The 25,441-nt window shown below is 38.8% G+C and carries 29 protein-coding genes; 12 read left to right on the plus strand and 17 right to left on the minus strand.

Annotation, left to right across the window (positions count from 1 at the left end):
• The first annotated feature begins 73 nt into the window (after positions 1-73).
• From L2567_RS16490 to L2567_RS16525, 8 genes are all read left to right on the plus strand, one after another.
• Positions 74-1,729, plus strand: coding sequence for a DEAD/DEAH box helicase (locus L2567_RS16490; protein WP_235298911.1), 1,656 nt, complete (start codon positions 74-76; stop codon positions 1,727-1,729).
• 12 nt (positions 1,730-1,741) lie between these two features.
• Positions 1,742-2,587, plus strand: a complete 846-nt coding sequence (locus L2567_RS16495; RefSeq protein ID WP_235298912.1) for a DMT family transporter — start codon at positions 1,742-1,744, stop codon at positions 2,585-2,587.
• Positions 2,584-3,441, plus strand: coding sequence for a hypothetical protein (locus L2567_RS16500; RefSeq protein WP_235298913.1), 858 nt, complete (start codon positions 2,584-2,586; stop codon positions 3,439-3,441). Before L2567_RS16495 ends, L2567_RS16500 begins: the two co-directional genes overlap by 4 nt.
• Position 3,442: 1 nt before the next feature.
• On the plus strand, positions 3,443-4,462 hold the full coding sequence (locus L2567_RS16505) for a S66 peptidase family protein (RefSeq protein ID WP_235298914.1): 1,020 nt from the start codon (positions 3,443-3,445) through the stop codon (positions 4,460-4,462).
• Positions 4,459-5,346 carry a DUF2279 domain-containing protein gene (locus L2567_RS16510; RefSeq protein WP_235298915.1) on the plus strand — a complete coding sequence of 296 codons (888 nt, stop codon included), beginning with the start codon at positions 4,459-4,461 and terminating at the stop codon, positions 5,344-5,346. Before L2567_RS16505 ends, L2567_RS16510 begins: the two co-directional genes overlap by 4 nt.
• A gap of 64 nt (positions 5,347-5,410) precedes the next feature.
• Positions 5,411-6,181 carry a universal stress protein gene (locus L2567_RS16515; RefSeq protein ID WP_235298916.1) on the plus strand — a complete coding sequence of 257 codons (771 nt, stop codon included), beginning with the start codon at positions 5,411-5,413 and terminating at the stop codon, positions 6,179-6,181.
• A 3-nt stretch (positions 6,182-6,184) separates the two neighbouring features.
• Positions 6,185-7,783 carry a T9SS type B sorting domain-containing protein gene (locus L2567_RS21170; RefSeq protein WP_235298917.1) on the plus strand — a complete coding sequence of 533 codons (1,599 nt, stop codon included), beginning with the start codon at positions 6,185-6,187 and terminating at the stop codon, positions 7,781-7,783.
• Positions 7,784-7,898: 115 nt separating this feature from the next.
• The gene (locus L2567_RS16525) at positions 7,899-8,327 is read left to right on the plus strand and encodes a VOC family protein (protein ID WP_235298918.1); all 429 of its coding nucleotides are present in this window, start codon (positions 7,899-7,901) and stop codon (positions 8,325-8,327) included.
• A gap of 140 nt (positions 8,328-8,467) precedes the next feature.
• Here L2567_RS16525 and L2567_RS16530 read toward each other — a convergent pair whose 3' ends face one another.
• The 4 genes from L2567_RS16530 to trxA form a co-directional block, all read right to left on the minus strand.
• Positions 8,468-8,857: an RNA-binding S4 domain-containing protein gene (locus L2567_RS16530; protein WP_235298919.1), complete on the minus strand. Its 390-nt coding sequence runs from the start codon at positions 8,855-8,857 to the stop codon at positions 8,468-8,470.
• Positions 8,838-9,590 (minus strand): PPK2 family polyphosphate kinase, encoded by a 753-nt coding sequence (locus L2567_RS16535; protein WP_235298920.1) that lies wholly within the window; start codon positions 9,588-9,590, stop codon positions 8,838-8,840. Before L2567_RS16535 ends, L2567_RS16530 begins: the two co-directional genes overlap by 20 nt.
• 1 nt (position 9,591) lies before the next feature.
• Positions 9,592-10,509: a DUF58 domain-containing protein gene (locus L2567_RS16540; protein WP_235298921.1), complete on the minus strand. Its 918-nt coding sequence runs from the start codon at positions 10,507-10,509 to the stop codon at positions 9,592-9,594.
• Positions 10,510-10,596: 87 nt separating this feature from the next.
• Positions 10,597-10,914, minus strand: a complete 318-nt coding sequence (gene trxA / locus L2567_RS16545; RefSeq protein ID WP_235298922.1) for a thioredoxin — start codon at positions 10,912-10,914, stop codon at positions 10,597-10,599.
• A gap of 159 nt (positions 10,915-11,073) precedes the next feature.
• On the opposite strand from trxA, the gene L2567_RS16550 reads away from it, so the two are divergent.
• Positions 11,074-12,141 (plus strand): DUF3810 family protein, encoded by a 1,068-nt coding sequence (locus L2567_RS16550; RefSeq protein ID WP_235298923.1) that lies wholly within the window; start codon positions 11,074-11,076, stop codon positions 12,139-12,141.
• A 9-nt stretch (positions 12,142-12,150) separates the two neighbouring features.
• Here L2567_RS16550 and L2567_RS16555 read toward each other — a convergent pair whose 3' ends face one another.
• Together L2567_RS16555 and L2567_RS16560 are read right to left on the minus strand one after the other, a co-directional pair.
• Positions 12,151-12,837, minus strand: a complete 687-nt coding sequence (locus tag L2567_RS16555) for a nucleoside phosphorylase-I family protein (protein WP_235298924.1) — start codon at positions 12,835-12,837, stop codon at positions 12,151-12,153.
• Positions 12,834-13,649: a PorV/PorQ family protein gene (locus L2567_RS16560; RefSeq protein ID WP_235298925.1), complete on the minus strand. Its 816-nt coding sequence runs from the start codon at positions 13,647-13,649 to the stop codon at positions 12,834-12,836. The genes L2567_RS16555 and L2567_RS16560 overlap by 4 nt, the downstream gene beginning before the upstream one ends.
• A 32-nt stretch (positions 13,650-13,681) precedes the next feature.
• Here L2567_RS16560 and L2567_RS16565 point away from each other — a divergent pair, with 32 nt between their 5' ends.
• The gene (locus L2567_RS16565; RefSeq protein ID WP_235298926.1) at positions 13,682-14,575 is read left to right on the plus strand and encodes a DNA/RNA non-specific endonuclease; all 894 of its coding nucleotides are present in this window, start codon (positions 13,682-13,684) and stop codon (positions 14,573-14,575) included.
• 14 nt (positions 14,576-14,589) lie between these two features.
• Here the strand turns inward: L2567_RS16565 and L2567_RS16570 are convergent, their stop codons facing one another.
• The 4 genes from L2567_RS16570 to glmM all read right to left on the minus strand — a co-directional run bounded on the left by L2567_RS16570 (position 14,590) and on the right by glmM (position 18,772).
• Positions 14,590-15,120, minus strand: coding sequence for a thioredoxin family protein (locus L2567_RS16570; RefSeq protein WP_235298927.1), 531 nt, complete (start codon positions 15,118-15,120; stop codon positions 14,590-14,592).
• Positions 15,121-15,234: 114 nt separating this feature from the next.
• Positions 15,235-16,266: a bifunctional diaminohydroxyphosphoribosylaminopyrimidine deaminase/5-amino-6-(5-phosphoribosylamino)uracil reductase RibD gene (gene ribD / locus L2567_RS16575; RefSeq protein ID WP_235298928.1), complete on the minus strand. Its 1,032-nt coding sequence runs from the start codon at positions 16,264-16,266 to the stop codon at positions 15,235-15,237.
• Complete coding sequence (locus L2567_RS16580) at positions 16,263-17,393, minus strand: cysteine desulfurase family protein (protein ID WP_235298929.1); 1,131 nt, start codon at positions 17,391-17,393, stop codon at positions 16,263-16,265. Before L2567_RS16580 ends, ribD begins: the two co-directional genes overlap by 4 nt.
• Positions 17,390-18,772 carry a phosphoglucosamine mutase gene (gene glmM, locus L2567_RS16585; protein ID WP_235298930.1) on the minus strand — a complete coding sequence of 461 codons (1,383 nt, stop codon included), beginning with the start codon at positions 18,770-18,772 and terminating at the stop codon, positions 17,390-17,392. The genes L2567_RS16580 and glmM overlap by 4 nt, the downstream gene beginning before the upstream one ends.
• A gap of 82 nt (positions 18,773-18,854) precedes the next feature.
• Here glmM and L2567_RS16590 point away from each other — a divergent pair, with 82 nt between their 5' ends.
• Together L2567_RS16590 and L2567_RS16595 are read left to right on the plus strand one after the other, a co-directional pair.
• Complete coding sequence (locus tag L2567_RS16590; RefSeq protein ID WP_235298931.1) at positions 18,855-19,427, plus strand: phosphatase PAP2 family protein; 573 nt, start codon at positions 18,855-18,857, stop codon at positions 19,425-19,427.
• A complete protein-coding gene (locus L2567_RS16595; RefSeq protein ID WP_235298932.1) occupies positions 19,424-20,164 on the plus strand; it encodes a ZIP family metal transporter in 741 nt (246 codons plus the stop codon). Before L2567_RS16590 ends, L2567_RS16595 begins: the two co-directional genes overlap by 4 nt.
• A gap of 45 nt (positions 20,165-20,209) precedes the next feature.
• Here L2567_RS16595 and L2567_RS16600 read toward each other — a convergent pair whose 3' ends face one another.
• The 7 genes from L2567_RS16600 to L2567_RS16625 are packed head-to-tail and all read right to left on the minus strand — an operon-like array spanning position 20,210 to position 25,359.
• Positions 20,210-21,607 carry a sulfatase family protein gene (locus tag L2567_RS16600; protein WP_235298933.1) on the minus strand — a complete coding sequence of 466 codons (1,398 nt, stop codon included), beginning with the start codon at positions 21,605-21,607 and terminating at the stop codon, positions 20,210-20,212.
• A gap of 41 nt (positions 21,608-21,648) precedes the next feature.
• Complete coding sequence (locus tag L2567_RS16605) at positions 21,649-22,365, minus strand: hypothetical protein (protein WP_235298934.1); 717 nt, start codon at positions 22,363-22,365, stop codon at positions 21,649-21,651.
• Positions 22,366-22,584, minus strand: coding sequence for a YdeI/OmpD-associated family protein (locus L2567_RS21345; protein WP_406626716.1), 219 nt, complete (start codon positions 22,582-22,584; stop codon positions 22,366-22,368).
• Positions 22,526-22,747 (minus strand): YdeI/OmpD-associated family protein, encoded by a 222-nt coding sequence (locus L2567_RS16610; protein ID WP_235298935.1) that lies wholly within the window; start codon positions 22,745-22,747, stop codon positions 22,526-22,528. The genes L2567_RS21345 and L2567_RS16610 overlap by 59 nt, the downstream gene beginning before the upstream one ends.
• Positions 22,737-23,516 (minus strand): SDR family NAD(P)-dependent oxidoreductase, encoded by a 780-nt coding sequence (locus L2567_RS16615; protein ID WP_235298936.1) that lies wholly within the window; start codon positions 23,514-23,516, stop codon positions 22,737-22,739. Before L2567_RS16615 ends, L2567_RS16610 begins: the two co-directional genes overlap by 11 nt.
• Complete coding sequence (locus tag L2567_RS16620) at positions 23,509-24,822, minus strand: peroxiredoxin family protein (RefSeq protein ID WP_235298937.1); 1,314 nt, start codon at positions 24,820-24,822, stop codon at positions 23,509-23,511. Before L2567_RS16620 ends, L2567_RS16615 begins: the two co-directional genes overlap by 8 nt.
• On the minus strand, positions 24,823-25,359 hold the full coding sequence (locus L2567_RS16625) for a hypothetical protein (protein ID WP_235298938.1): 537 nt from the start codon (positions 25,357-25,359) through the stop codon (positions 24,823-24,825). It abuts the gene before it with no gap.
• Positions 25,360-25,441: the final 82 nt, after the last annotated feature.

Genomic DNA, 25,441 nt, shown 5'->3' on the forward strand with positions numbered 1-25,441 from the left:
AAGTAATGATGTCATGGTTGCAAAAGCACTGATTGTCAATAATAATGCTACCTTTGCGGCAAAATAATGATCATTGAGAAGTTTTGAAGAAATAGGTCTGATCCCATCACTTGCCAGAGTGGTTAAAGAGAGAGGATTTACGCAGCCGTCTGATATCCAATCCGGAACCATTCCCATACTTTTAGAAAAAGCCACAGATTTTATAGGCTTGGCGCAAACGGGCACAGGTAAAACTGCCGCCTTTGGTTTGCCCCTTTTACAAAAACTGGACTTGAAAGGAAAATATACCCAGGGGATCATTTTAAGTCCAACGCGTGAATTGGCCATTCAGACTTTCAAAGAACTTAGTCTTTTTGGAAAGTATCTCAACGGTTTAAAGATGGAGAATGTGTATGGAGGAACACCGGTACATAAGCAAGCCAAGCGCATTCAAAGAAATGCGCCACATATCATTGTGGGAACACCAGGACGAGTGATTGATCTACTAAAGAGAAAGTCTATCATTTTGGATAAGGTTAGGTTTTTCATTCTGGATGAAGCCGACGAAATGCTTAACATGGGCTTCGAACAGGAAATTAAGAAGATCCTGGAATTTGCTTCGGATGGAGCCAACACCTGGTTGTTTTCGGCAACAATGCCTAAGTCAATCCGGGGGATAGTTAAAAAGTATATGAACGACCCAGTTGAAGTTGCCGTAAATACTGAAAATAAGGTCAATCAGAATATTAAGCACATGTACTCTTTTGTCAACAGAGAGAATAAATTTGACAAACTGACTTACATCATTGATAAAGCTCAAGACCTTTATGGTGTCATTTTCTGCCGTATGAAAAGCGAGACCGAACAATTAGCTAAAGATCTCAATCGACACGGCTATAATGCTGAAGCCATCAATGGTGACCTTTCTCAGGGCAAAAGAGAACAAGTCATCAAACGATTTCGCAGTAAGAATACCAACATTTTGGTTGCTTCAGATGTCGCTGCCAGGGGCCTGGATATTAAGAATCTTACCCATGTGATTCACTATGCTTTGCCTGATACATTTGAATATTATACCCACAGAAGTGGTCGTACGGGCAGAGCTGGTGAAGACGGTATATCCATTGCATTTATAGGTAAAAAAGATGTGGGCAAGCTAAAGAGAATGGAAAAGGCGCTCAAGATCAACTTTGAAGAATATAAAATTGACCTGAAACCACCCACTGCGCAAGAGAAGGTAGAAGAATGGATACAAAGAAATGGTGATCACAAAGAAGGTGGGAATCCTCTTATCATAGATGCTTTAAAGGCTCGACTGGATGAGTGGAGCAAGGAGGAGTTGATTCATGTGATTGCAAATACGCAATTGGCACCTACAGAGAAAGAGAAGCGTTTTGCGAAATTGGAAAGAAGTAGCGATAGATCTTCGCACAAGGAGCAACGCAATGACTCAGGTAAAAAGCGAAAAAAGGAAAAAGTAAAACCAAAAAAGGCAAAGAAAAAGCACAATCCCAACTTTACCGACATCTTTATCAATATAGGATATTCAGATGGCTTTGGAGATGTAGCGCTGGAAGATTTTATTTCTAAGAATACAGGTATATCCAAGTCTAAGATTGGTGCCTTTGAAATCAACAAAAGATATAGTCTCTTTGGACTGGACAAAGGTCTTGCGAATCAGCTTGACTTTCTTTTCAAGGATGTAGACTTGAAAGGCAGGAGAATTATTGCAAAAGTAGATGAAGGGTAATTTATAGCGTGGATGAAAACCTGGGTTGCATTAAAGTATATGATTATATCCACGTTTTCATTTACGCTGATGAGTGCAACCATTAAGTATCTGGAGGATTTTAATGCTTTTGAATTGGTTTTCTTCAGATGTCTGGGATCTCTGGTTTTGTGTATAATCTATTTGTGGATCAAGGGTATTCCCATTCTGGGGAACCGCAGGAAGTTGATGATAGGAAGGGGAATTGTAGGTGTCATTTCCATGGTATTGTTTTTTGCAGCTTTGAAACTAATGCCTCTTGGTACTACGATTTCATTGAGGTATCTGGCTCCTATATTCACAGCTATCTTTTCGATCTTTTTACTGAAAGAAAAGCTGATTCCCATCCAATGGTTATTTTTCTTTTTGTCTTTTGCAGGTGTCATATTGCTCAAAGGAATCGATCTTAGAGTAAGTACAGTGGGTTTAATCATGGTTTTGGGTGCAGCTATGTTCAGCGGACTGGTTTATATTTTCTTACGAGCCATAGGACCTGCGGATCATCCGGTGGTTATTGTCAATTACTTTATGGTTATCGCAACTGTAGTCGGTGCTATAGGTAGTATCAACAATTGGCAGCAACCTGAAGGGTACCAATGGCCGTTACTGTTCAGTCTTGGAATTTTCGGTTATCTTGGGCAGCTCTATATGACCAAAGCTTTTCAAATAGAAGAAGCGAATAAAGTTGCACCTATGAAATACCTGGAAGCTGTCTTTGCCATTTTTGTCGGTTGGATATGGTTTGGCGAAGGACATTCATGGTTGGCAATAATAGGTATGTTAATGGTGATAGGTGGAATGTTGATGAATATAATGGTTAAAAAAACATCAGCTGCATGAAATCACTACACATCGTGCTTTTGCTCGCAATTACATTACTAGGTTCTTGTTTTAGAATACCTGCAAAAATAGAACCCGGCAAGTCAATATCAGTGCAGCGATATGCTACAATGCCCAAGGCGGCCAGTGAATGTTCTGGCATTGTCCAGATGAATGATGAATGGATCATACTGAATGATGGAAGTTTTGGACCTCGTTTGCTAAGGTTAAGTAAAGATGGACAAGACTCTCTGGGTATCATCGAAATTCCAGAAGTAACCAATAAGGACTGGGAAGCCATTGCAATTTATGAAGATGAAATCATCATTGGAGACGTCGGAAACAATCTTGGTAATCGTAAGGATTTACGAATATACCATATTGACCAGAAAACCAGAAAGCTTAAGCATACGGTCCCTATCGATTATCCGGATCAGGTAACTTTTGATGTCAAAAAGCATGACTTTGATTGTGAGGCCATGATCATTTTGGATGGACAATATTATCTTTTTTCAAAAAACAGAAGTAAAAATAAGACCAAAGTATATTCAGCCCCGTTGCTTACCAATAATCTCGTACTTATTGATTCTATTTCTTTGGAGGGCATGGTCACAGACGCAGCCTACCATGCAGAAAGTAAGACTTTTGTTCTGACCTGCTATGAAGTAGGGTTAGGAGGTTTTAAAAATTCTCTGGCATTGGTAGAGCGAAATGCGGAAGGAAAGTTCAGGACTACTAATATATTTAATTTAAAACCTGCAGAGCAAATTGAAGCCATCGTTCAAATCGAAGGAAATCAATTTCTTGTTGGCTCAGAAAGTGGCTTTTTAGGTAATGGTAGACATTTGTATCTTGTGACCATAGAAGGATTATAATATGGATCGTAGAAAATTTAATACTTCACTGCTTGCTGCGGCAGCTGCTTATAATTTGTCTTCAATCGAAATGCCGGAAGTGAAACGACAGATTCTTCCTGAAAGATTGCATGTAGGAGATGTGGTTGGACTTGTGGCCCCAGCAGGTATGATGACTGAGGAGAAAATCAATCATGCTGTCGCCAAAATCGAGAGCTATGGTTTTAGAGTAAAAAAAGGGAAGTACCTGGATGCACAATACGGATATCTTGCGGGAACAGATCAACAGAGGATTGAAGATTTACATGCGATGTATCGCGATGATCGCGTGAAAGGTATTTGGTGTGCGAGAGGTGGATATGGGATCACCCGTATCCTGGACCTGATTGACTATCGGTTGATCAGGAGAAACCCTAAGATATTAATTGGTTTTTCTGACATTACAGCCTTGCTTAATGCCATATTTCAGCAGACAGGAATCATCGGTTTTCATGGACCATTAGGCGCTTCGGATGATAACGCTTACACCAGAGAGATTTTGAGAGATCTGATTATGCATCCGGAAAAGTCAGTAGAAATTCCATTATACCTGTCAAAAGATGAGGCGTATGAACCTATGCAGACTTTTATACAGGGAGAAGCAAAAGGCATAGCAGTTGGAGGGAATTTATCCTTAATGGCCGCTTTAGCAGGGACGCGGTATGAGATCAAATGCAAGAACCGCATTGTATTTATGGAAGATGTTGGAGAAGAGCCGTACCGCATTGATCGTATGTTAACCCAACTCATTCACGCAACAGATATCGGAAAAGCAAAGGGTATTGTCTTAGGTCAGTTCAAAGGTTGTCACCCATCAAATCCAGAGCGTTCTTTATCTTTGCTAGAATGCCTGAAGGACAAACTTTTGCCACTTGAAATTCCATTGGTATATGGCCTTAACTTTGGTCACGTAGCTCATCATTTTACCTTCCCTATAGGAGGTGAAGTACATGTCAATTTCAATTCAGGGATCGTCAAAATAATCGAACAGATGGTTGGATGAAAACGCTGATATCCATCATTTTTTTGATTTTCTATCTCTCTGCTCACACGCAACAGGATACCATTGGCATCAATAAAAAAATGCTTACGACAGCAATTGTTACGGAGGCCGTGATTTATACTGGATTAATAAGTGGTCTGAGATATGCCTGGTATAAAGATGTACCCAGAGTACCCTTTCATTATTATAATGATAACAAAGGATACCTACAGATCGATAAGTTCGGTCATGCATATGGAGCCTATGCGGAGTCCATGATTTGCTACGAATGGTTGCGAAAGGCTGGGGTGAGCAAGACTAAATCGCTGATTTATGGAGGATCAATGGGATTGATACTACAAACACCTATTGAGATATTCGACGGATTATACCAGGGATGGGGATTTTCATGGGGCGATATGCTGGCCAATGCTGCGGGTTCAGCTTTCATGGTCGGCCAGGAATGGATATTCGATGAACAAATAATAGTTTTTAAGTTTAGTTTTAGTCGTTCTGATCTGGCGGAGCGGGCCAATGGAATGCTAGGTGACCATCCATTAGAAAGTCTACTGTATGATTATAATGGACATACTTATTGGATGTCCATTAATCCTTTCCGAAATTCTAGTTTTATACCCAAATGGTTCAATCTATCGCTAGGATATAGTGCCAATGGCATGCTGGGAGAGTTTGAGAACAGATTGACCTGGAAGGGTAGGGATCTTCCTGAAGTCGAAAGATATCGTCAAGTTTTAGTCTCTTTGGACATCGACTGGACGGCTATCGAGACAAATCGTCCTTTCCTACGAAAACTATTTTATGCCATGAATCATATCAAGCTTCCCTTTCCAGCTCTTGAATACAATTCACTTGGAAAGTGGAGATTTCATTATCTATATTTCTAATACAGACATGCATTTCAAATATTTAGAATTAATTGTATTTTGTTGAGATAAACAAAAATAAAGAATGGCGAAAAGTTTAAAGATCCTGATACCTGTTGGATTACATTACGATTACTTGAACCTGGTGCCCCTCATAAATAAGTTTGAGGCTAATGCTCAATTCAACGAGATTTGCCTTTACCACGCCTATGAGCCACCACAAATCAGAGGAAAAGCATTACCTCAAACCATGAAGGATCTAATGGATGATGATGAAAAGAGTATTAAAAAAATTCTGAACAACCATGCTAAAGTTTTTAAGCGGTTATTAAAATCCAATACAAAAATCAAGACATCAGTCAGGAAAAACAGGCCGGTTCAGGGTATTAAAAATAAGATCAAGCGATACAAACCCGATATTGTCATGATGACTACTCAGCAGAATATGGGAATTTCAAGATATATCAATAGTTCCCATGCGTTAAAGCTGATGAATCAATTAGATATTCCAATTTTGATTCTTCCTCAGGACTATGAATTTAAGAAGGACATTAGGCTCAACTTTCTGATTCAGAATTTTGAAAATCTGGAATTGGCCAAAAAACTCACGAAAGGGTTTAAAAGTATTTTTGATGAGATTAAATTCATTCATAGAGACCCAACCCATATGGTAAAGTCTACGGATGAAATTAAGGTCGTCAGTTCGATTGAAAATTATATTCAAAAGTCGAAAAATGATGAAGTTTTTATGTTGATTAGAAAAAAGAAACCAGTATTGCAGACTGTTTTGTCCAAAGGCTTTGTAGACCGTTTGGTTGGGCTCAATCAAGCTCCCGTTATCATTATCAATCAATAACATGTGAAATACGCCATAACCATCATGATACTGATTTGCTCTCTCTGGGTTATGAGTAATCATGTGGTCTTAAAGGTGATGGTGGAGGATTGTGCCAATGCAATAGATGATGATGGAGATGGTAAAATAGACTTGAATGATCCCGATTGCGATTGCATGACAGAAGAGCCGCAATCCTTAATTCCCAATCCATCTTTCGAAGAACAAAATTGTTGCCCTTTCGGCAGAAGTCAGTTGAATTGTGCTAAAGATTGGATACAGGCGTCACAACCTACGACAGATTATATCCACACTTGTGGCTTTTTAGGTTGGGAAGGGATACCAGCTCCCTTGCCTTATCCCGATGGTGATGGAATCGTAGGTTTCAGAGATGGTAGAGCTTTGAATGGAAATAGAGAACCTAACTGGAAAGAATATGCGGGAGCATGTCTGCTTTCCCCATTAGAGAAAGGAGTATCCTATACCTTTGAGTTTTATTTAGGTTTCGTAAACCAGCGAATTTCACCACCAATTGACATCACTTTTTTTGGAAGCAGTAGTTGTGACAACTTGCCTTTCGGACAACAGGATCAATTTCTAGGGTGTCCTACGAATGAATATAATGGAGGTTGGAAATATTTGAATTCAAAGAAAGTCAGTGGACAACATTGGCAATTAACATCACTTACAATCACACCTTCTGAAGATATTCACGCCATTGCAATTGGTCCTCCTTGTGCCTTGACCACCAGCTCAGAGAATCTTTATTATTTTTTTGATAATTTGATCTTGGCTCAGACTCAGTTTTTTCGTAAAACCATTTTCGAATCACAGAATCCATGTACAGAAAATTTCAGGTTGGAGATCGAACCGTCAGAACAAGCAACGTATCAATGGTACAGAGATGGCATAGCTCTAGTGGGTGAAACCAAACCGTTTTATGAACCAAATTTGGTTAGTGGAGACTATTCGGTGATGGAATACAAAGAGGGTCAATGCATCCTTTCGAAACCAAGTTTCTACAGAGTTCCTGTTGAATTCAGTACGATTAAGAAAACGATTTGTGAAGATGAGGTGTACGAGTTTGGGGCAGCTGAACTGACTTCCACCGGCATTTACACAGACACCTTTAAGAATGCAACCTTTTGTGACAGTATAGTGAGGTTGGAGTTAGAAGTTATAGGTGAATCTTCAGACTCGGTTCAAGCCAGGATTTTAAAGGGAGATGCCTTCAATATTGAATCATTTACTTATACCGAACCAGGTGCTTATGATCTTACCCTGATTTCATCACATGGATGTGATAGTTTGATTCATTTAGACCTTTCTCATTATAAGGTTTTCATACCGAATGTATTTTCACCTAATGACGATGGTATCAATGACCGCTTCGAATTATTTATTGAAGAGGTGGATGTCCATGTGGTCTATATAAAAATATTCGATAGATGGGGAAATATGGTTTATCGTTTTTCAGAATTAGAGTCCGAGGGGTTGTTTTTTTGGGATGGAAAGATCAACAATGAACAGCCTAAAATCGACATTTACACATATGTTATCGAATTGAATTTGGAGAATAAGAAGAATAGGATTATAACCGGAGATGTTGCAGTGGTGTTGTAGAAAAATTAATGAACTTTCGTAGGCCAATATTTTTTATAAATGTAATTATTGGTTCCTAAAGTCTGTGCAGAAATCTTTGTATAGTCTAAAATAGAATTATTTGTATTTTGAAGGTATGAAAACAGCTACATTTCTGACATTCGTAGGAGATCATTGCGGGAAAGCGAAAGAGGCTATTGAGTTCTACATTTCGTTGTTTCCAAATTCGAAGATCGAAAGTCTGACCTATTATTCAAACGGAGAGCCGGGAGGGACACCGAACCTTATTAAATATGGAGTATTTACACTCAATGGTGCAAAGTACATGGTTTCAGAAAGTAATTATGACCATAAATGGACATTTTCACCAGCGGTATCAATTTTCGTTTCATGTAACTCAGAACATCAGATTGATTCGTTGTTCCAACAGCTTAGCTCGAATGGAGGCCAGGTTATGGTGCCTCTTGATGGTTATGATGGGGAAGGGGACTACGGCTTTGGTAAAAAATACGGATGGTGTGAAGACCAATATGGCATCTCCTGGCAACTTAACCTGGAAGACTAAGTGCTCGCGTTTACGGTATAAAATGAAAAAAGCCAGATCTTTATAGAATACCTGGCTTTGTAATCTTAATCAAACTCTTAAAAAACTTAAATATTCACCTTATACATTAAAGACGAGTAATTTTCAAATAGCCACATATTTCAATCAATAAAACCATCTTTAAAATCTTCCAGCACTCTACGATCCTTTTTTGTAGGTCTTCCGGCTCCTTTCTCCCGTACTTCCGGCCTGCCTTTGCCAATAAACCAATCACTGAATTTATTTAATTCGTCTTCAGATGTTAAGTTTTCATAACATTGAACCGCTAAGGGTGCTCCCACTCTCTTACTGATCACCTTCTCTACCCTAAAAATTAGATTGAATCCATTTTTATGCACACCGACCAAATCACCAATCTGCACATTATAAGAAGGTTTGACCTTTTCCTCATTAATTCTAATGTTTCCCTTCTTACAATTATTAGAGGCCAGCGTCCTGGTTTTAAAGATTCGAACAGCCCATAACCATTTGTCAATCCTTGTTTTCTCCATTTTCTAATGTCGGTAAAGTGATGTCCATCGCTTCCATTGTCTCTAAAATTTTAGAAGCAATAAAGTAATTTCTATACCACCGCTGGTCAACGGGTGCTATGATCCACGGAACTTCTGATCGATTGATTGCATCCTCATAAGCTTTTCTATAATCGCCCCAGAGCTTTCTTTCTTCCCAATCTCCCGGATTGTGTTTCCAGTTCTTTTCGGGATTATCGATCCTTTCCTGTAATTTTTCCTCCTGTTTTTCCTTTGAGAGGTGAAGATAAAACTTCAAAATGGTGGTATTGTTATCATGTATCAACAGTTTTTCCCACATATTGATCGCATTCATTCTAAGAGTTACCCGTTCTTCATCTATCCATTGATGAACCCGTTGTATTAAAATATCTTCATAATGAGAGCGCACAAAGACTTTGATCATACCTTTTTCTGGAGCCTCTTTTGTAACGCGCCATAAAAAGTCATGTGCGAATTCTTCCTCAGTTGGTTTTTTGAATGTTTTAACGCTGACAAAGGTAGGACTGGTAGCACTGAATACGTGCTCTGTCGCCCCATCTTTACCGCTTGAATCCATACCTTGAAAAACCACCAATAGAGAATGCTTTCTTTCAGCCCTCATTTTCTCTGCCAGTTTACCGATCTTCTCAGCGATTTCTTTCGTTTTTTCTTTTGTTTCGTTTTTGTCCAAACCCTTCGGCGCGCGTGTGGAAATGGTTGACAGGTCAATCATATTAAATATTCATTTTTGTTCTTTTGACTAGATAGCTCTGTAAGATTGGATGAAAACCCTTCCGAATATCAGCTTCCACCAAATCTATTTTGTATTGCAGACATTTTGCTCGCAAATCTTCTGTAAATAATTTCAAGCGCTTCTGATAATACTCTTTTACTTCATTGGATTGTAACTTCACTCTTTCACCACTTTCCATGTCTATGAACTCGTAAGGTCTGTTTTCATATTCAAACTCGAGTTCATACTGTTTATCGACCGTATGAAAAAGAACGACTTCATGCTTGTTGTGCTTTAGATGCTGTAAGGCAGAGAATAACTTTTCAGAATCCTCACTGGTATCAAACATGTCGCTGAATATCATGATGAGAGAACGTCGATGAACACTGTCAGCAATCTGGTGAAGTGCTTCCGTGGCAAAGGTTTTCTTCTCAGGCGTTTGGTCATGAATCAGTTGATCCAGATAGGTCAAGAGCAGTCTGTAATGTGAAGTACTTGACCTCGCTTGTGTATGAATATTTACCGTGGAATCAAATAAGCTGAGACCGAAGGCATCCCTTTGCTTTTTAAGCAGATTCATTAAGGAAGCCGCTGCCAAAGACGAAAATATGAGCTTATTAAATTTTTTCTCATTTTCAGGAAAATACATGGAAGAGGAGCAGTCCACCACTATTTGACAGCGCAGATTAGTCTCTTCTTCAAAACGTTTGGTGAAAAGACGATCAGTTCTCGCAAACACTTTCCAATCTATATTTTTGGTGCTCTCACCGGGATTATAAAGTCTGTGCTCTGCAAATTCGACTGAAAATCCGTGGAATGGACTTTTATGAAGACCTATAATAAAGCCCTCAACGACTTGCTTTGCCAATAATTCCAGATTATCTAATGATTTCAGATCGTAATTCTCAAAAAACTCCATGCTCGAAAATAATAATGATAGGTTAAATTAAGAAAGCCCTATACTGAATGTCAATATAGGGCCTTTTATTATTAAGTCATGCGCCTTTTATAAATGCGCTTTGATTTTACTTTCCAGACTTGCTTTGGAGGTAGCACCTACCTGCTTATCTACAATCTCCCCATTCTTGATAAAAAGAATAGTCGGAATACTTCTGACACCATATTTCATGGATACTTCGGGATTGCTATCTACATTAACCTTACCGATCAAAGCTTTACCTTCATAGTCATTAGACAATTCCTCGATGATTGGCGTCACCATTCTACATGGACCACACCATTCTGCCCAGAAATCAACTACTGCTAAAGTGTCATCTGCCAAAGCAGTTTCTTCAAAATTATTATCTGTGAATTCAAATGCCATTTTAAATTGTTTTTTTTATTGTTCTGTAAACCTAACTGCAATTTCTCGTGAAAGGTTGCAAATATAATACTAAAATTCAATATCTTATCCGCCAGCAGTGTCAAAGCATTGTACTTATTGGGCTGAGAGCAATTGTCCGCTATTGTCAATTTGATGATTATGAAGTTTATTAGAAGATTTCTTGGCCTTTTTTGCGGATTGATATCCATGTTTTTGTTTCAATTTCTTTCCCTTTTCCCTAGGGTTGTAGAGACTCTTTATACCAATGGTTTTTATAGATTTATCCGATGGCTTTATGGCTATTCATTGACCTACATCCCATTTCCATTAATCTATGTGTTCATTCTCTTGCTGACTTATATTTTGTTGAGAAGATTATTTATCAAAAAAAAGACTTCAGTATTAACTTTCACGCTCAATTTCATGGGATGGATCGCTTTTATATTTTACTGGTCCTGGGGATTCAATTATGCCAGAAGTGACTTCCATATCAGGCAAAAGATGGAATTGCAGGAACCGAATGAAAGTTTCTTATTCAGTGAATTGCAAGATGTTGATTCAATATTAGTGGAATTAAGAAAAAATTTACAGCCTTTAGATTCAGTACCAATAGATGATGATTTGATGCCCATCGATTTGCAAGAAAAAATCAGGAATTCACAAATTAATGTACTTAAGAAATTTGAAGAACCAATCTTCAATGATCCTAAAATCCGCGTTCTGAAACCTAGGGGATCATTACTGCGAATTAAAACTGCCGGAGTATATTTTCCCTGGGTTTTTGAAGGGCATATAGATGATGGTCTCCATGCGATCGAAAAACCTTATGTGATGGCACATGAAATGGCACATGCCTATGCCATCACCGACGAGGGCGTATGTAATTTTATAGGTTTTATGACATGCATCAATAGTTCACAACCGTTTATTGCATATAGTGGATGGCTGGAGTATCATGGCTATTTGTACAGGGCACTACGTAGAAATTATCCCGAAATTCTTGAAGAAGCTAATTACATGCGACCTGAGGCTATAATGACGGATTTAAGAGCTATTAGAGAACGACTGGATCGATATCCTGACATTGCCCCATGGCTGAGAGATTTCTTCTACAACAATTATTTGAAAGCTCAGGGCGTAAAGGCTGGTATGAAAAGTTATGCTCAGATCACGCGATTGGCCTACAGTCACAAAGAGAAATATGGATCTTATCAACTTCCAGAATAATCTCATTCACTAGCGTGAAAGATAATCCAGTTCCGCTAATAAATCGATGATTTCTTTATTAAGGTTTTTGATGGCATATTCTTTCTCTCTGTTTCTAATGGTGGTAGGTTCCAGATACCGATAGATTGTTCGATATTGGAGATAATTGACATCAAGCATCCTGCAGGTATAAGCAAAAGCCGCTCCGTTAGTAGTTACAATTTCAGCGTGGTATTTCTTATTAAGTAATTCGATACTTTCAAAAGTCCCGGGAATCATATTCACTGAAATGTTCTTTACCACGCGATGTTTTAAGGGATTGATAATGTCTTCATTAAAAATCTCACCTTTAAAAAAGGGGTATCTATTGCGCTCGTGAAGATTCAGATCAAACAAATCATTGAAACTTCTGTCACTTTCTTCTATTCCCACATCACCCATAATATCACGACCGACATTGACTGTTTGTCCCACTTCCACAATACGGGTCGTACCAGCAGCAAGACCGGCAAAGACAGCGTAATCAATATTTTCGATTCCGTTAAACTTTGCAAGCGCATAAGGCATAAAGATGCCTGCATAACCGACTACCAGGGGAAAGACCTGAAGATTACCATTTCTATATTCTGAGAAAGAAACCCTCTCCCAAGTTTCGTCCATAATTTCTAAAGCCGGATTGATTTCTTCTCCTGAGCTTGATACTAAAAGTATTTTCATTCTGCTGGTTTTCTATACACTACTCCTAATCCGATTGAATTTCCCAAAATCTGATGATAGCCATTGCCGATATCCATTTTGATATTTTTCCAGAGCAAGCTGACTCCAAAAAAAAAGCTCCCCGGCAACGTATTGATACCGGCTCTCAAAGCTAATATCTGATGTATCTGGTATTCAACGCCAAATTTAAAGTTTTGAGTTTCCTTAATATTTTTTTCAACATCAGCTACTATTTTAACCAATGCGTTGATTTGATATTGTATCCCTGCTGAGAAGATCGTCGGTAGGGCGGTTTCTTGCGACAATCGCAGTGGAAAAGGATTGGCCAGATGCATGCCTAAAGAAATCTCATCTGTTAATTGGGTTAGCATACCGATTTCAACATTTGGCGTAAAACTATTTCCATATCCTTCAATTGCAAATTGATATAAATTAAAGGCCACTGACATGCTGAAATTAGAATGTAGTTTTCTGGCATAGGCCATCGAATAGTTTTGAAAGGAGTACCCATCTAAGCCATATCGCTCTGCACGAAATCCAAAAGCACCAAATTTTTGTGTAGGATATACAAAACCAGTATGTAAATGAAGAATGCCAGAATCATCAAATAATCTTGCCGCTTGCACATTCACACTCCACTCATCTATCCAGGCCAGTCCCGAATGATTATATTGCATTGAATAATTTGAAACGGAAGCGACCCCACCATTTCCCATTCCTAAGAACTCTGCTCCTTTGCCAAAAGGACTCTCGAACTGAGCGCTTAGCGCACAAGAAGCTAGGAAGAGCAATGGGAGGAAAGAATGTTTCATAGTGGCAAGATAATTATTATAATTGCACTAATATGGCTAAGTTCAGGAGAAATCATACCAAGAGTGGCAATTTTCTTTCAAGCTCATTTGTAAGAATTGTAGCATTCTTATTTTTAGGTGGATTCGCTTTGTACTACCTTACCAGAACCTTCGATCAAAATACAGTATGGGAATATGAAGTCCCATTTTCACTGGATTCTACAGATAGATTTTATCTTCCTTCTGGAGCCAATGGCGAAATGGTCTTTCATAAACATTATACTTTAAGTTACAATGAGAAATATGAGCAAGCTGATTGGGTGGCCTATGAGTTGACCAAAGCTCAAATACAAGTGCCTAATGTAGAAAGAGCTCGGGAATTTAGACCGGATGATCTGGTAACAACAAAGTCAGCAATTCATAACGACTACAGTGGAAGTGGTTATACACGTGGGCATCTGGCTCCAGCCGGAGACATGGCCTTTTCAAGGGAGGCTATGGAAGAATCTTTTTTAATGAGCAATATCAGTCCACAAATTGAGGAATTTAATGGAGGCGTTTGGAGAGAACTAGAAGAGACAGTGAGAGATTGGGCATACGATAATGATAGGGTTTATGTGGTGACAGGTCCGGTTTTAAAGGATGGTATTTTAAAAACGATAGGCAGGAATAAAGTGGGGGTACCTAAAAGGTTTTTCAAAGTGGTTTTGGATATTTCTGGTCAAGAAAAAAAAGGCATTGGATATGTTCTTGAAAACAAATTATTGGAAGGTCATTTAAGGGACTATGCCATTACCATAGACAGCGTGGAATCGCTGACCGGATTTGATTTTTTTGAAGGTTTGTTAACAGATGAAATTGAGGAGGAACTGGAATCAAAACTCAATACATCTCTTTGGAGATTTAACCAAAATAGATATGAAAATCGCAACACGAGATTCCGATAAGGATAGTGCTTAATCTAGTGCCCTCCGCCAGTTAAAACTTGATAATTTCGAGAGTAATTTTTCCAGGGTACGCTTGTGTGAAAATCTTCGGCAAAATATTTCATGATCATGGTAAAAGACATTACATCTCGATATCCTGGTATGGACTGTATTAATCCCAATTCCTCGTCAAGAAAGACGACAGTAGGGTAGGATAGCCTTCCCCTTGTAATTTCGGCGGCCAGCTGGTGATAACCTCTTTTACCTGTCTTGTTAAATTTATAAACCTTTCCGTTTAGTGCAATGTCCTCTTTTTGTTCGGCATCAAACTTGATCGCATAGTAGTTTTCGTTAACATATTTGACGATCTGCGGATCCTTAAAAGTGGTTGCATCCATTTTCTTGCACCATCCACACCATTCTGTATACACATCTACGACAAACTTACGCTTTTCCTCCTTGGAAGCTTCTACTGCCTGTTCCCAGGACATCCAGTTAATCTCCTTTTGTGCTTTTCCAGTTAAACAAATAGTAATCAATAAAATGGCTACTAATAATTTTTTCATTCTTCTACTTTTATCAGTGTCAGTACTGATTGGCTTTCGTTAAGCTGATACAAACATCTAAATAACAACATTTTTAATAGATTGTCTTTACGGACAGCTTCATTTAAAATAAGTTTAACAAAAGATTTTATTTATAAATGTCAAATGATCATTTCCTAAGTTCATCTGACTTTTTAATACACCTTTAATTTGTGGACTTTCAATTCCCGTTCTAAGTTCTTTACTGGTATTGACGACGGCTGCCTGATCCCACAAGCCATTCTCGATAAAAGATTTAATCGTCATGGCTCCACCTTCTACGATCATTCTTCCTACCTTTTTCTCCTCGTATAGCCTGGCCAGTAACTTTATTAAATTCACCTCCATTGTCCATTGTTCCTTTTGAGGCTTAAGTCCCGCTCTATGCTTTTGATTAATGGTGAGTAGCGGCTCTTCATCATTCAATAGTTGATGTGTAATTGGGATTTGATTATCCTTATCAATGACGACTCTTAAGGGCGATTTGCCAGAATATAACCTATTCGTTAAAGATGGATTGTCTATCAGAGCTGTTTGAGTTCCTATTAAAATGGCATGATTCCGTGATCTTAGCTGATGACTCCAAATCTTGCTGTAGGCATTACTCAGCCAAACCTGCTCATGGGAATAGCCAAAGTAAAAATCCTTTGACTGTGCAAATTTGAGGGTTACAAACGGCCTCTTCTCTGTTATATTGACTCTAAATGGATGGATTAAAGATTGACATTCTTTTTGTAATACCCCTTTCGTGACATGTACCCCATTGTTTTGCAATTTTTTCAGACTGGACCCCGCCATTTTGGGATTAGGATCTTCGCAACCTACTACTACATGAGGCATCTTTTCCTTCAAAATACGATCACAGCAAGGAGGAGTCAGGCCAAAGTGATTGCATGGTTCCAAAGTGACATACAATGTCGCTTCAGACAATTTCCACAAATTTTCTTTTGAAACGGAATTGATTGCGTTTATTTCCGCATGCGGACCTCCATACTGCTGGTGATAGCCTTCACCGATAATGACGTCATTGTGGACGATGACCGCACCGACATTAGGATTGATTCCTACTCCACCATTTGCCATGGAAGCCAGGTAGATACAACGCCACATATATTCTTCGTGACTCACTTAAGCATATTATGAATCAATTTTACACTCTCTTCTATCTCATTCATGGTGTTAAGATACGAAAAGGAGAATCGAACTGCTCTGCGATCTTCAGGTAATTGAATGGCCTCCAATACATGGGATGCTTGCTCCACGCCGGATGCACAAGCACTGCCAGCTGAGGCTGCAATTCCTGCAATATCCAGATTGAAGGTGATCAATTCAGTTTTGGGCGTTTCCGGAAACGAGGCGGACAAAATCGTAGGAATAAATTGATCAGGACATTGATCTTCCAGATATCTCACTTCTGGAACCAAAGCTTGAAGTTTGCTTTTGAATGCGTTTTTCAATGTCAAAATGTTGGACATTTTAACCTTCTGGTCCTCCTGATATATTTGCAAGGCTTTTGCCAGCCCAGCTATTCCATAAACGTTTTCTGTACCACTTCGCATTTCTCGTTCTTGTCCACCTCCAGTGATAAAGGGCTTGATTTTGTGATCATTTCTGATATACATAAATCCAACGCCTTTGGGTCCATGAAATTTATGGGAAGTACCACTTAGAAAGTCAATGTGAATTTCTTGTAAGTCAATAGGCAATTTTCCAATGGCTTGCACTGCGTCACAGTGAAAAAGTGCATCGTTCTGTGAACAGATTTTGCTGATTGTCATAATGTCTTGAATTACCCCAATCTCATTATTGACATGCATAATAGAAACCAGGGTCTTCCCGGAGGATTTTTGAAGTATCTTATGAAGTTGATCGTGGTCTATCTTTCCCCATTCATTCACTTCTAAGATCATGAGTTCAATTAATCCTGATTCTTTGAGATCAAGTGCTGTATTCATGACACAAGGATGCTCTATACTGCTGATCACGATAGTCTTGATGTCTAAATCGCTGACGGCTCGTCGAATCAGCATGTTGTTAGCCTCTGTAGCACTTCCCGTAAAAAAGATCTCTCCTATAGATGCGTTCAGAGCTTTTGCCACTGTCTTTCTGGCATCCTCTATTATTGTTCGAGCGTGCCGACCTGACTTATGAATACTGGATGGATTACCATACACATCCTTCATGAGCTGACTCATATAGGCGATTACTTTGGGATGGATGGGTGTGGTTGCGGCATTGTCTAGATAAATGGTCATTTTTTTAGAATTGCATCTACTTTGCTTTGTACCTCCTTAATGTAGTGGGATGCAATAGTTTCGTCTTTTGCTTCTGCATAAACCCGAATGATTGGTTCTGTATTCGATTTACGCAAATGAACCCATGCACCATCAAAGTGAATTTTTAGACCATCTATCGTATTGAGTTCTTGATCGCTGTAAACTCCCTTTAGCTCAGCAAGTAAGTGATCTACATCTATCGCAGGAGTAAGTTGGATTTTATTTTTAATGATTGTGTAAGCAGGATAGGAGGCTTTTAATTCGCTGATTTTAAGATTTTTCTCAGCAAGTAAGTTTAACACAAAGGCTATTCCTACAAGTGCGTCCCTTCCACAATGTAATGCAGGATAAATGACTCCACCATTTCCTTCACCACCTATTACTGCATTGGTCTCCTTCATTTTTTTGACGACATTGACCTCTCCGACAGCCGCTGCGTTGTAAGAACCACCGTGCTTCTCTGTAACTTTCCGTAAAGCAGCTGTTGACGACAAATTAGAAACCGTATTTCCGCCTCCCTTGCTGAGTACGTAGTCAGCTGCCGCGACCAGGGTGTATTCTTCTCCAAACATAGACCCATCTTCACATACAAATGCCAATCTATCTACGTCTGGGTCCACACTTATCCCCAGGTCGGCGCCTTCGCTCAATACCTTCATTGACAATTCTTCAAGATGCTCGGGAAGCGGCTCAGGATTGTGTGCAAAATCTCCTGTGACATCATCATTAATCAGTATATAGGAACAATCCAGTTCGTCCAACAAGGCTGGAACAGCTATGGCGCCGGTCGAATTGATGCAATCTACCACGATCTGAAAACCTGCTTTCTGAATCATGTGCACGTCTAAAATATCTAAAGATAAAATTTGTTCGACATGTTTGCCAATGTATGATTTATCTAAACGGTAAGTACCCAATTTTGCAAGTTCAGCATAAGTCAACTGGCCTTGTGAAATGTAATCAAGGATTTCTGCACCATCTTCAGCGCTGATGAATTCACCCTTATGGTTCAAAAATTTTAGTGCATTCCACTGCTTTGGATTATGACTCGCTGTCAGAATGAGGCCGGCAGCGGCTCCTTCCAGGGGTACGGCTATTTCTACAGTGGGAGTGGTAGACAAACCAAGATCCACTACATCCAAACCCATCATTCGTAAGGTGCTGCAAACGAGGTCGCTAATAACCATACCGGTCATTCGACCATCTCTCCCTATCACCACCTTACGCCCTTTATTTCTACTTTTGATCCATGTCGCAAAACCAGCTGTACATTCTACAAGATCTTGAGCTGTTAAATTTTGGCCGGGTTTACCTCCAATGGTTCCTCTAATACCTGAAATAGATTTGATTAATGTCACTTTCCTAATTTTGTTGCAAATCTAAAAATATTACTACTTTGGCTGGCAATTTCGAATCAGCAATCTAAATTTAATTCACTGGATGACGTTAATGTCCATTATCGAGCTCGATCAGCAGCTTTTTCAATTGATCAACAAAGAGTTGATCAATAATTTCATGGATGGACTGCTCTTTTTTTGGAGAAATAAATATTTATGGGTGCCATTCTATCTCTTTGTTGTCACTTTTTTGGTTTTAAATTATCGCAAAGAGGCGTACTGGCTTATCTTTTTTATAGTTTTGACCTTTGCTTTATCCGACTTCATCAGCAGTAGTGTTATTAAGCCCCTGGTTGAAAGAGCCAGACCATGTCACGAAGCCAATGAACATCTACAACCTCGATTATTGGTTACTTGCGGGTCAGGATTTAGTTTCACCTCTTCGCATGCAGCAAACCATTTTGGGATCGCTTTCTTTCTCATTTTTACTCTTTCTAAAAAACAAAAGATTATATCTTTAATGCTTTTTATTTGGGCATTTCTTGTTGGATACGCTCAAATATATGTTGGGGTACACTTCCCTTTGGATATTCTCTGTGGTGCATTACTAGGCATAGGAATTGCACTATTGACGTCTGAACTTTATAAATTAGGCAAAAGAAAGATGGCTCTTTGAATATTCTACCTTACATAGCGTTGTTTCTTTCAGCCATTATAGGTGGTGCATTGGGCACATTGTTGCAGCGTGAAAAGTCAACGCAATACTTATTGTTCGTACTACCACTAAGTGGAGCTTTTCTACTGGGTGTCGCAGTATTGCATATGCTTCCTGAAATATTCTATAGAAGCGAGTGGGATCATAAGATCGGTGTACTGATTCTTGGGGGATTTCTGCTACAGAATATACTGGAGTTTTTATCCAGAGGCGTTGAACATGGACACATACATGTGAGGGACAAACACAATAAGCTTTACATATTTTCAATTATGTTTGGCTTGTGTGCTCATGCTTTCATTGAGGGACTTCCGGTAGCTCATATGTCAGTTGACCATCTTGGACATGGACATTCATTGATCTCCAGGCCATATCTGTGGGGCATCGTAGCTCATAAACTTCCAGCTGCTATTGCGCTGAGCATATTGCTAGTAGCTTCTAAGGTAAGTAAAATGAAAGTATATCTTTTGTTATTAGTATTTGCAGCAATGTCGCCTCTCGGAACACTTATCTCAGAAATCGTTTCTTTTTCTGCCGAAACTCAAAGGATTATATTGGCCATTTCCATTGGTTTTATATTGCACATTGCAACTACCATTATATTCGAGACTGACGTCAATTCACATCATCAGATTTCATATAGAAAGATTTTTGCGGTAGCGATTGGTTTTGGCCTGGCTTTTTTGAGTCTTCTCTAATTAAGATCTATTCATGACCTAAAAATAAAATCCCTAAAACAATAGTCACTCAGCAATTTTTGCTTCCAATTGATCGGGTAGGGCGTCACTGGTATGTTCTAAATGTTCTTTGATGAGCATCAATAGTTCATTTACGACTTCCCCATTGGCTTCTGCCACATTATATTTTTCTGAAATATCTTTTTCTAGATTGTATAATTCAACTCCATCCATCTCGACCACTTGCCCATAATGCACAGGTGCTCTTTGTTTAATATGAAGTTTCCATGGTCCACTTCTCACGGCATGTAATTCTCCAAAAGCCCAATAGAAGAATTCTTCTCTAGGGCTACCTTCTTTTCTTCTTAAGACTGGAGTGAGATCATAGCTGTCCATTTTTCGATCCTTACGATTCTTTTTTCCGATCAATGTAGAGCATGTATGAAATAAATCCAATGTGGATCCCGGAGTATCTATAATTCCGGGCCTGACAATTCCAGGGCCCCAAAAGATGGCTGGTACTCTCTGACCGCCCTCGAAGGTAGTTCCTTTGCCTGCCCTCAATGGTCCAGCAGAACCTCCGTGGGTTTTAAATCTTAGCCAAGGCCCATTATCAGAAGTAAAGACGACTAGTGTATTATCTGCAATACCTTCCTCTTGTAGCGTTTTTAATATTTCACCTATACCATAGTCAATTTCTTCAATGACATCCCCGTAAATTCCCCTCTTACTTCTACCTCTGAACCCATAAGAAGCGAATAAAGGAATATGGGGAAGTGAATGTGCCAAATAAAGAAAAAATGGACGGTGGGTATTGGCTTTGATAAATTCGATGGATCTGTCTGTATAACGTTGTGTAATAGTATTCTGATTTGCAGGACGCTCTATAACTTGATCATCCTCCATCAGAGGTACATCATAATTCCTATAATCCCAATCGTAGTCGGGGTCATTAATTAATTCTTCATAGTTTCCCCATAATCCCACCTTTGCGTTCATATCGTTAGAGTATGGAATGCCATAGTAATGATCAAATCCATGATTCATCGGGAGATGCTCAGGCAAATGACCCAGATGCCATTTACCGACAGCCGATGTCACATAACTTCTTGTTTTAAATAATTCTGCCAGTGTCATTTCACTTTTAGGTAATCCACCTGCAGAATCAGGAAATAAAACGCCTCTCTTTTTAGAGGTCATGCCCGAACGAATAGGGTAGCGACCGGTTAATAATCCCGCTCTACTGGGGGTGCAAACCGGATCTGCAGCATAAAATTGTGTCCATTTCTGACCCTCTAATGCCATTCGGTCAAGATTAGGCGTGTGTATGGTGGGATTCCCGTAAGTACTTAAATCACCATATCCCAGGTCATCGCAGAAAATCACGATTACATTCGGATATTGAATTTGTCCAATGCCATTTATATAGAAAAGAATCGCTACAAAAAATGTTAGATAATTCATTCGAAACTATTGTCTTCGAATATAGGAGGAAGAATCTAAAATTAGGTAACGCTTTCCAGATAATTTCGAATTTCCGAAGTTTCAATCCAGCCTGAAAGCCATTCAGGTATGAAATCTTCCTGGATATGATACCCAATCTGGTACAATAGAGGTGTCGACTGGTAATGATTGATAAATCCCTTAACCAAATGAAATGGGCTTATCAGGAAATTATCAGCTACTATTTGTAACTGAATGGGTTCTTCTTTTCTTAACTTGATAATGGCTTCAATCTTGATTAAACTTTGTGGATCTAAAACCAAATCAGTTGTTGATTTATAACACTGTATCAGCAATTCTTCCAACAAGTCTTTGATGACTTGTACATCGGAAGCTTTTTTAAAAGCACTACAAAAAAGGTTGAAACTTAGTCTAAGAAGGGTATAGTTAAGTGATTCAGATGCTTGTACAGGTAAAATTGGAAGATTGTGAATTTTTGAATGAAATACAGATAGATATTTTCTCTTGATGCTAATGCAAATCACTTTAGCATTCTGAGCACTAATTATTTTAAATTTCTCGTGCCTTCTAACAAAAACGAAGTCATTATCCCCATATTGAGATATTTTACCCCCTATTTTTAGAGCAACATTCCCCTTTTTTATGTGTAGAATATGAAAATGACGAAGAGATAGCTTTATATCACCAGGTGACGCATCATTCCATTCCTGTAGCAGAATTGACTTCAGGTTTTTATTTTTCCAATTTTTACAGTTCATTCATTTGTGTGTATACTGATTAGCTCTAACGTTTTGTTCAGCTAATTGTGCAGTTTCTGAAATTCTCTTCTTTCGAGTTTTTTCAGTCTTTGCATTAAAAATCCAATCAAGAATTCCCCGTCTCACAGAGGGAGGAAATTTTGTAAAGTTGGATTTCGATCTAAGATACGTGTCGAATGCTTGATTTAGATCTTCTGGTATGATAACTGTCGTTATCACCTATATTTGGAAGGCTGTATACCCATACAAAACACATGGCTTCCTTTGCCGCTTCTTTGTATGTGACGGTTCGAACGCCACTTTTTTCAGTTGCATGATTCTGAAGCAACCAATCCCGCCATTCAGAGCGGGAGGAATCATAATATGTAGCTCTATCTTCCACTGCGATCTATAAAATTGCTATTGGCTTGCTGCGTTCCCATCATCAGAACATCTTGAATATTAACGTGCTTAGGCTGAGAAGCAATAAAGTAAATGGTTTTCGCTACATCTTTGGACTTCAGCGGTTGAAAGTTTTCATAGATTTTCGCTCTTTTCTTATCACCATGAAATCGTACCAAAGCAAATTCTGTTTCTTCCACGTGTCCCGGACTGACCTGCGAGACCCTGATATTGTGCTCATGCAGATCTATGCGCATGGCTTTAGTCAAAGCATCTACCGCGTGTTTTGATGCACAATAAACATTTCCATTGGGATATACCTCATGTCCTGCTGTGGAACAAACATTAATAATATGACCTTTTTTACGGTTCACCATACCAGGGCTGACAAGTCTTGTCATATAAAGAAGTCCTTTGATATTGGTATCAATCATCCTGTCCCAGTCTTTGATATCTCCATCAAAGATCGGATCAAAGCCACTTGCCAGTCCGGCATTATTAATCAGTACATCTATTTCGAGCCATTCTTCCTCTAAGGATCCTATTGCTTTTTTAACTGCGGTTAATTGCCGAACATCAAAATTCAGAGGCCTGACCTTTATACCATACTTCTGGCGAAATTTACTTGCATTTTCTTCAAGCCTCTTTTTCCTTCGTCCTGTAATGATCAGGTCATAACCTTTTTTACCAAAATGTGCGGTTGTTGCCTTTCCGATTCCTGAAGTCGCGCCCGTAATCAACGCAATTTTTCTAATTTTTTGATTATTCATTTACTAAAGTTCTCACTAATTCATCAAATTCATTCGTAAAGGATTCATATTTACTGGTCGCCGGTCCCGAAAAACCGGTATGAATCTGCCTTACATTCTTTTCTTTATCAATGTATATGAGGGTTGGATATGATATAATTTTATTTAACATTGGAAGCTGGTTAACGGCTTCGCCCTTATCATAGTAGCCCGCATAAAGCAGATCAAATGGTAATTTCATTTTATCCTTATACCTCTTCACTGCAGCCATTGATTTATCTGTATCTCTATACCTCTCAAAGGCAATACCTACCACATTAAAATCCAGTTCGGGATGCTCTTCTATGTAAGTTTTTAGAAAATCCATCTCATCTCTGCAATTAGGGCACCATGTTCCGAAAATCGTAACGAGTAAGGGTTTTCCGGCAAATTTTACATCATTCATGCTGACGAGCCGACCATCACTGTCAGGAAATTCAAAGTAGAACTTTTCCTGACCTTTGATATAAGTCAGATCATTAGGATTGCTCAGTTCGAAGTCCTCATTTTCTTTGGCCTCCCAAGTCGTGATGTAATGTTTACCAGATCTGAAGGAGCCTATCAAAGTAGTATCCTCTAAAATTTTCGCCTGGAAAAGGAAGGCATGTGATCCATCAAAACAGGACAGGTAAGCTTTATTAGCTTGAACGGTTCCTTCTAAAAATCTGTAATCTCCAGTTTCTGTTCGAAAGGTTCCAGTTAGATGATTACCCTCTTGCTGAAATTCACCAACTCCTTTATATTCATATTCTGTACCTATCTCAAATGTCGTTTCCCAAATTCCGCTTAAGTCTGCTGCGGGTTCCTTTTTTAGATTAGTAAAACGGTGATCTCTCCCAAACTCTGCTTGAAACGGAACGCTGTATTGCTCTCTGTAATTGACTACCCAATACCCTTCAATGCGATTTTCTTCGTATCGACCAGAAATATAGGTATCAAACAATGGAAAATTAATTCTTATGGTATCTTCCAGGGTTTCTTTATCCCTGCCAAATTCTATATCGTCCACAAGAATCCTTTCTTCAGCATTCAAAATGAAAATATCAATATCTTCTTCTGAATTATAGACCACTTCAAAGTTGAAAGGTAATTCTCCGTCTGTTAATTCTGTAAAGACACGGTCCGTCTCGTTATCTGTATCAATAAATCTTTCTGCACCCCCTCCACTAACATTAAGGGTTGCTCTCCAAACACCAGGAGGTATGACCTGATATTGGTTTTGTACTTCCACACAAGTGCTGAATAGGCAAGCACAAATCAAGATGGATAAAAATTTGATTAATTTCATTTATTTAGTTTTATCTCCTACAAAGTGATCTTCTTTGTACTTAAAAAGCACATTAAAAGATGTAAGGCTACCATATATTTTGGTAATATATTGTTGAAGATTCACTTTCTCTTCATCAGTCAATTTACTGCTATTAATTCTTTGCTCCATCACTCTTATTCGATCCCGGACCATCACAATTTTATGAAAAAAAGTTTCGATGGGCATTTCTTTTGATTTGAGCCCTTCATCACCGGGCTTAAGAATGAGTTGGCCATCCACCCATTTGTCACCTAATTCTACTTTATGATTTAAAGCATTATAGGTGTTCAAGATTTTAATTAAAGACTTTTCTGCTTCTGAAAAGCTGACTTCTTCTTCAGCTTCGATAGCATCGACGACCTCCCAATTTGCATTTTCTTTACTCACATTTTTTATTCCATACAGAATAAAGCAAACTTTATATGCAATAACATCGATTCCAATTATCACTCCATCACCAAAAGCAGGATGCTCCACCCTGGACCCTATTCCCAAAGTCATATTTTCATTACTCATAATATAAAATTCATCATTTAAAATTTTGTTCAAAAGTAAAAATAATTGCAAAAAAGATTGGCACAAATACTGCACAGCTTAA

This window comes from Portibacter marinus, from assembly GCF_021533195.1.
GTDB lineage: Bacteria > Bacteroidota > Bacteroidia > Chitinophagales > Saprospiraceae > Portibacter > Portibacter marinus.

Bases quoted from the DNA above. Each gene is read 5' to 3' on its own strand.
- L2567_RS16550 (WP_235298923.1), top strand. From the start codon at position 11,074: ATGAAGTTTATTAGAAGATTTCTTGGCCTTTTTTGCGGATTGATATCC.
- L2567_RS16500 (WP_235298913.1), top strand. From the start codon at position 2,584: ATGAAATCACTACACATCGTGCTTTTGCTCGCAATTACATTACTAGGT.
- L2567_RS16615 (WP_235298936.1), bottom strand. From the start codon at position 23,516: ATGAATAATCAAAAAATTAGAAAAATTGCGTTGATTACGGGCGCGACT.
- L2567_RS16540 (WP_235298921.1), bottom strand. From the start codon at position 10,509: ATGGAGTTTTTTGAGAATTACGATCTGAAATCATTAGATAATCTGGAA.
- L2567_RS16555 (WP_235298924.1), bottom strand. From the start codon at position 12,837: ATGAAAATACTTTTAGTATCAAGCTCAGGAGAAGAAATCAATCCGGCT.
- L2567_RS16560 (WP_235298925.1), bottom strand. From the start codon at position 13,649: ATGAAACATTCTTTCCTCCCATTGCTCTTCCTAGCTTCTTGTGCGCTA.
- L2567_RS16625 (WP_235298938.1), bottom strand. From the start codon at position 25,359: ATGAGTAATGAAAATATGACTTTGGGAATAGGGTCCAGGGTGGAGCAT.
- L2567_RS16570 (WP_235298927.1), bottom strand. From the start codon at position 15,120: ATGAAAAAATTATTAGTAGCCATTTTATTGATTACTATTTGTTTAACT.
- L2567_RS16515 (WP_235298916.1), top strand. From the start codon at position 5,411: ATGGCGAAAAGTTTAAAGATCCTGATACCTGTTGGATTACATTACGAT.
- L2567_RS16495 (WP_235298912.1), top strand. From the start codon at position 1,742: ATGAAAACCTGGGTTGCATTAAAGTATATGATTATATCCACGTTTTCA.
- L2567_RS16620 (WP_235298937.1), bottom strand. From the start codon at position 24,822: ATGAAATTAATCAAATTTTTATCCATCTTGATTTGTGCTTGCCTATTC.
- L2567_RS16605 (WP_235298934.1), bottom strand. From the start codon at position 22,365: ATGAACTGTAAAAATTGGAAAAATAAAAACCTGAAGTCAATTCTGCTA.
- L2567_RS16600 (WP_235298933.1), bottom strand. From the start codon at position 21,607: ATGAATTATCTAACATTTTTTGTAGCGATTCTTTTCTATATAAATGGC.
- L2567_RS16580 (WP_235298929.1), bottom strand. From the start codon at position 17,393: ATGACCATTTATCTAGACAATGCCGCAACCACACCCATCCATCCCAAA.
- L2567_RS16525 (WP_235298918.1), top strand. From the start codon at position 7,899: ATGAAAACAGCTACATTTCTGACATTCGTAGGAGATCATTGCGGGAAA.
- L2567_RS16505 (WP_235298914.1), top strand. From the start codon at position 3,443: ATGGATCGTAGAAAATTTAATACTTCACTGCTTGCTGCGGCAGCTGCT.
- L2567_RS16565 (WP_235298926.1), top strand. From the start codon at position 13,682: ATGGCTAAGTTCAGGAGAAATCATACCAAGAGTGGCAATTTTCTTTCA.
- L2567_RS16510 (WP_235298915.1), top strand. From the start codon at position 4,459: ATGAAAACGCTGATATCCATCATTTTTTTGATTTTCTATCTCTCTGCT.
- L2567_RS16590 (WP_235298931.1), top strand. From the start codon at position 18,855: ATGACGTTAATGTCCATTATCGAGCTCGATCAGCAGCTTTTTCAATTG.
- L2567_RS16530 (WP_235298919.1), bottom strand. From the start codon at position 8,857: ATGGAGAAAACAAGGATTGACAAATGGTTATGGGCTGTTCGAATCTTT.
- L2567_RS16535 (WP_235298920.1), bottom strand. From the start codon at position 9,590: ATGATTGACCTGTCAACCATTTCCACACGCGCGCCGAAGGGTTTGGAC.
- trxA (WP_235298922.1), bottom strand. From the start codon at position 10,914: ATGGCATTTGAATTCACAGATAATAATTTTGAAGAAACTGCTTTGGCA.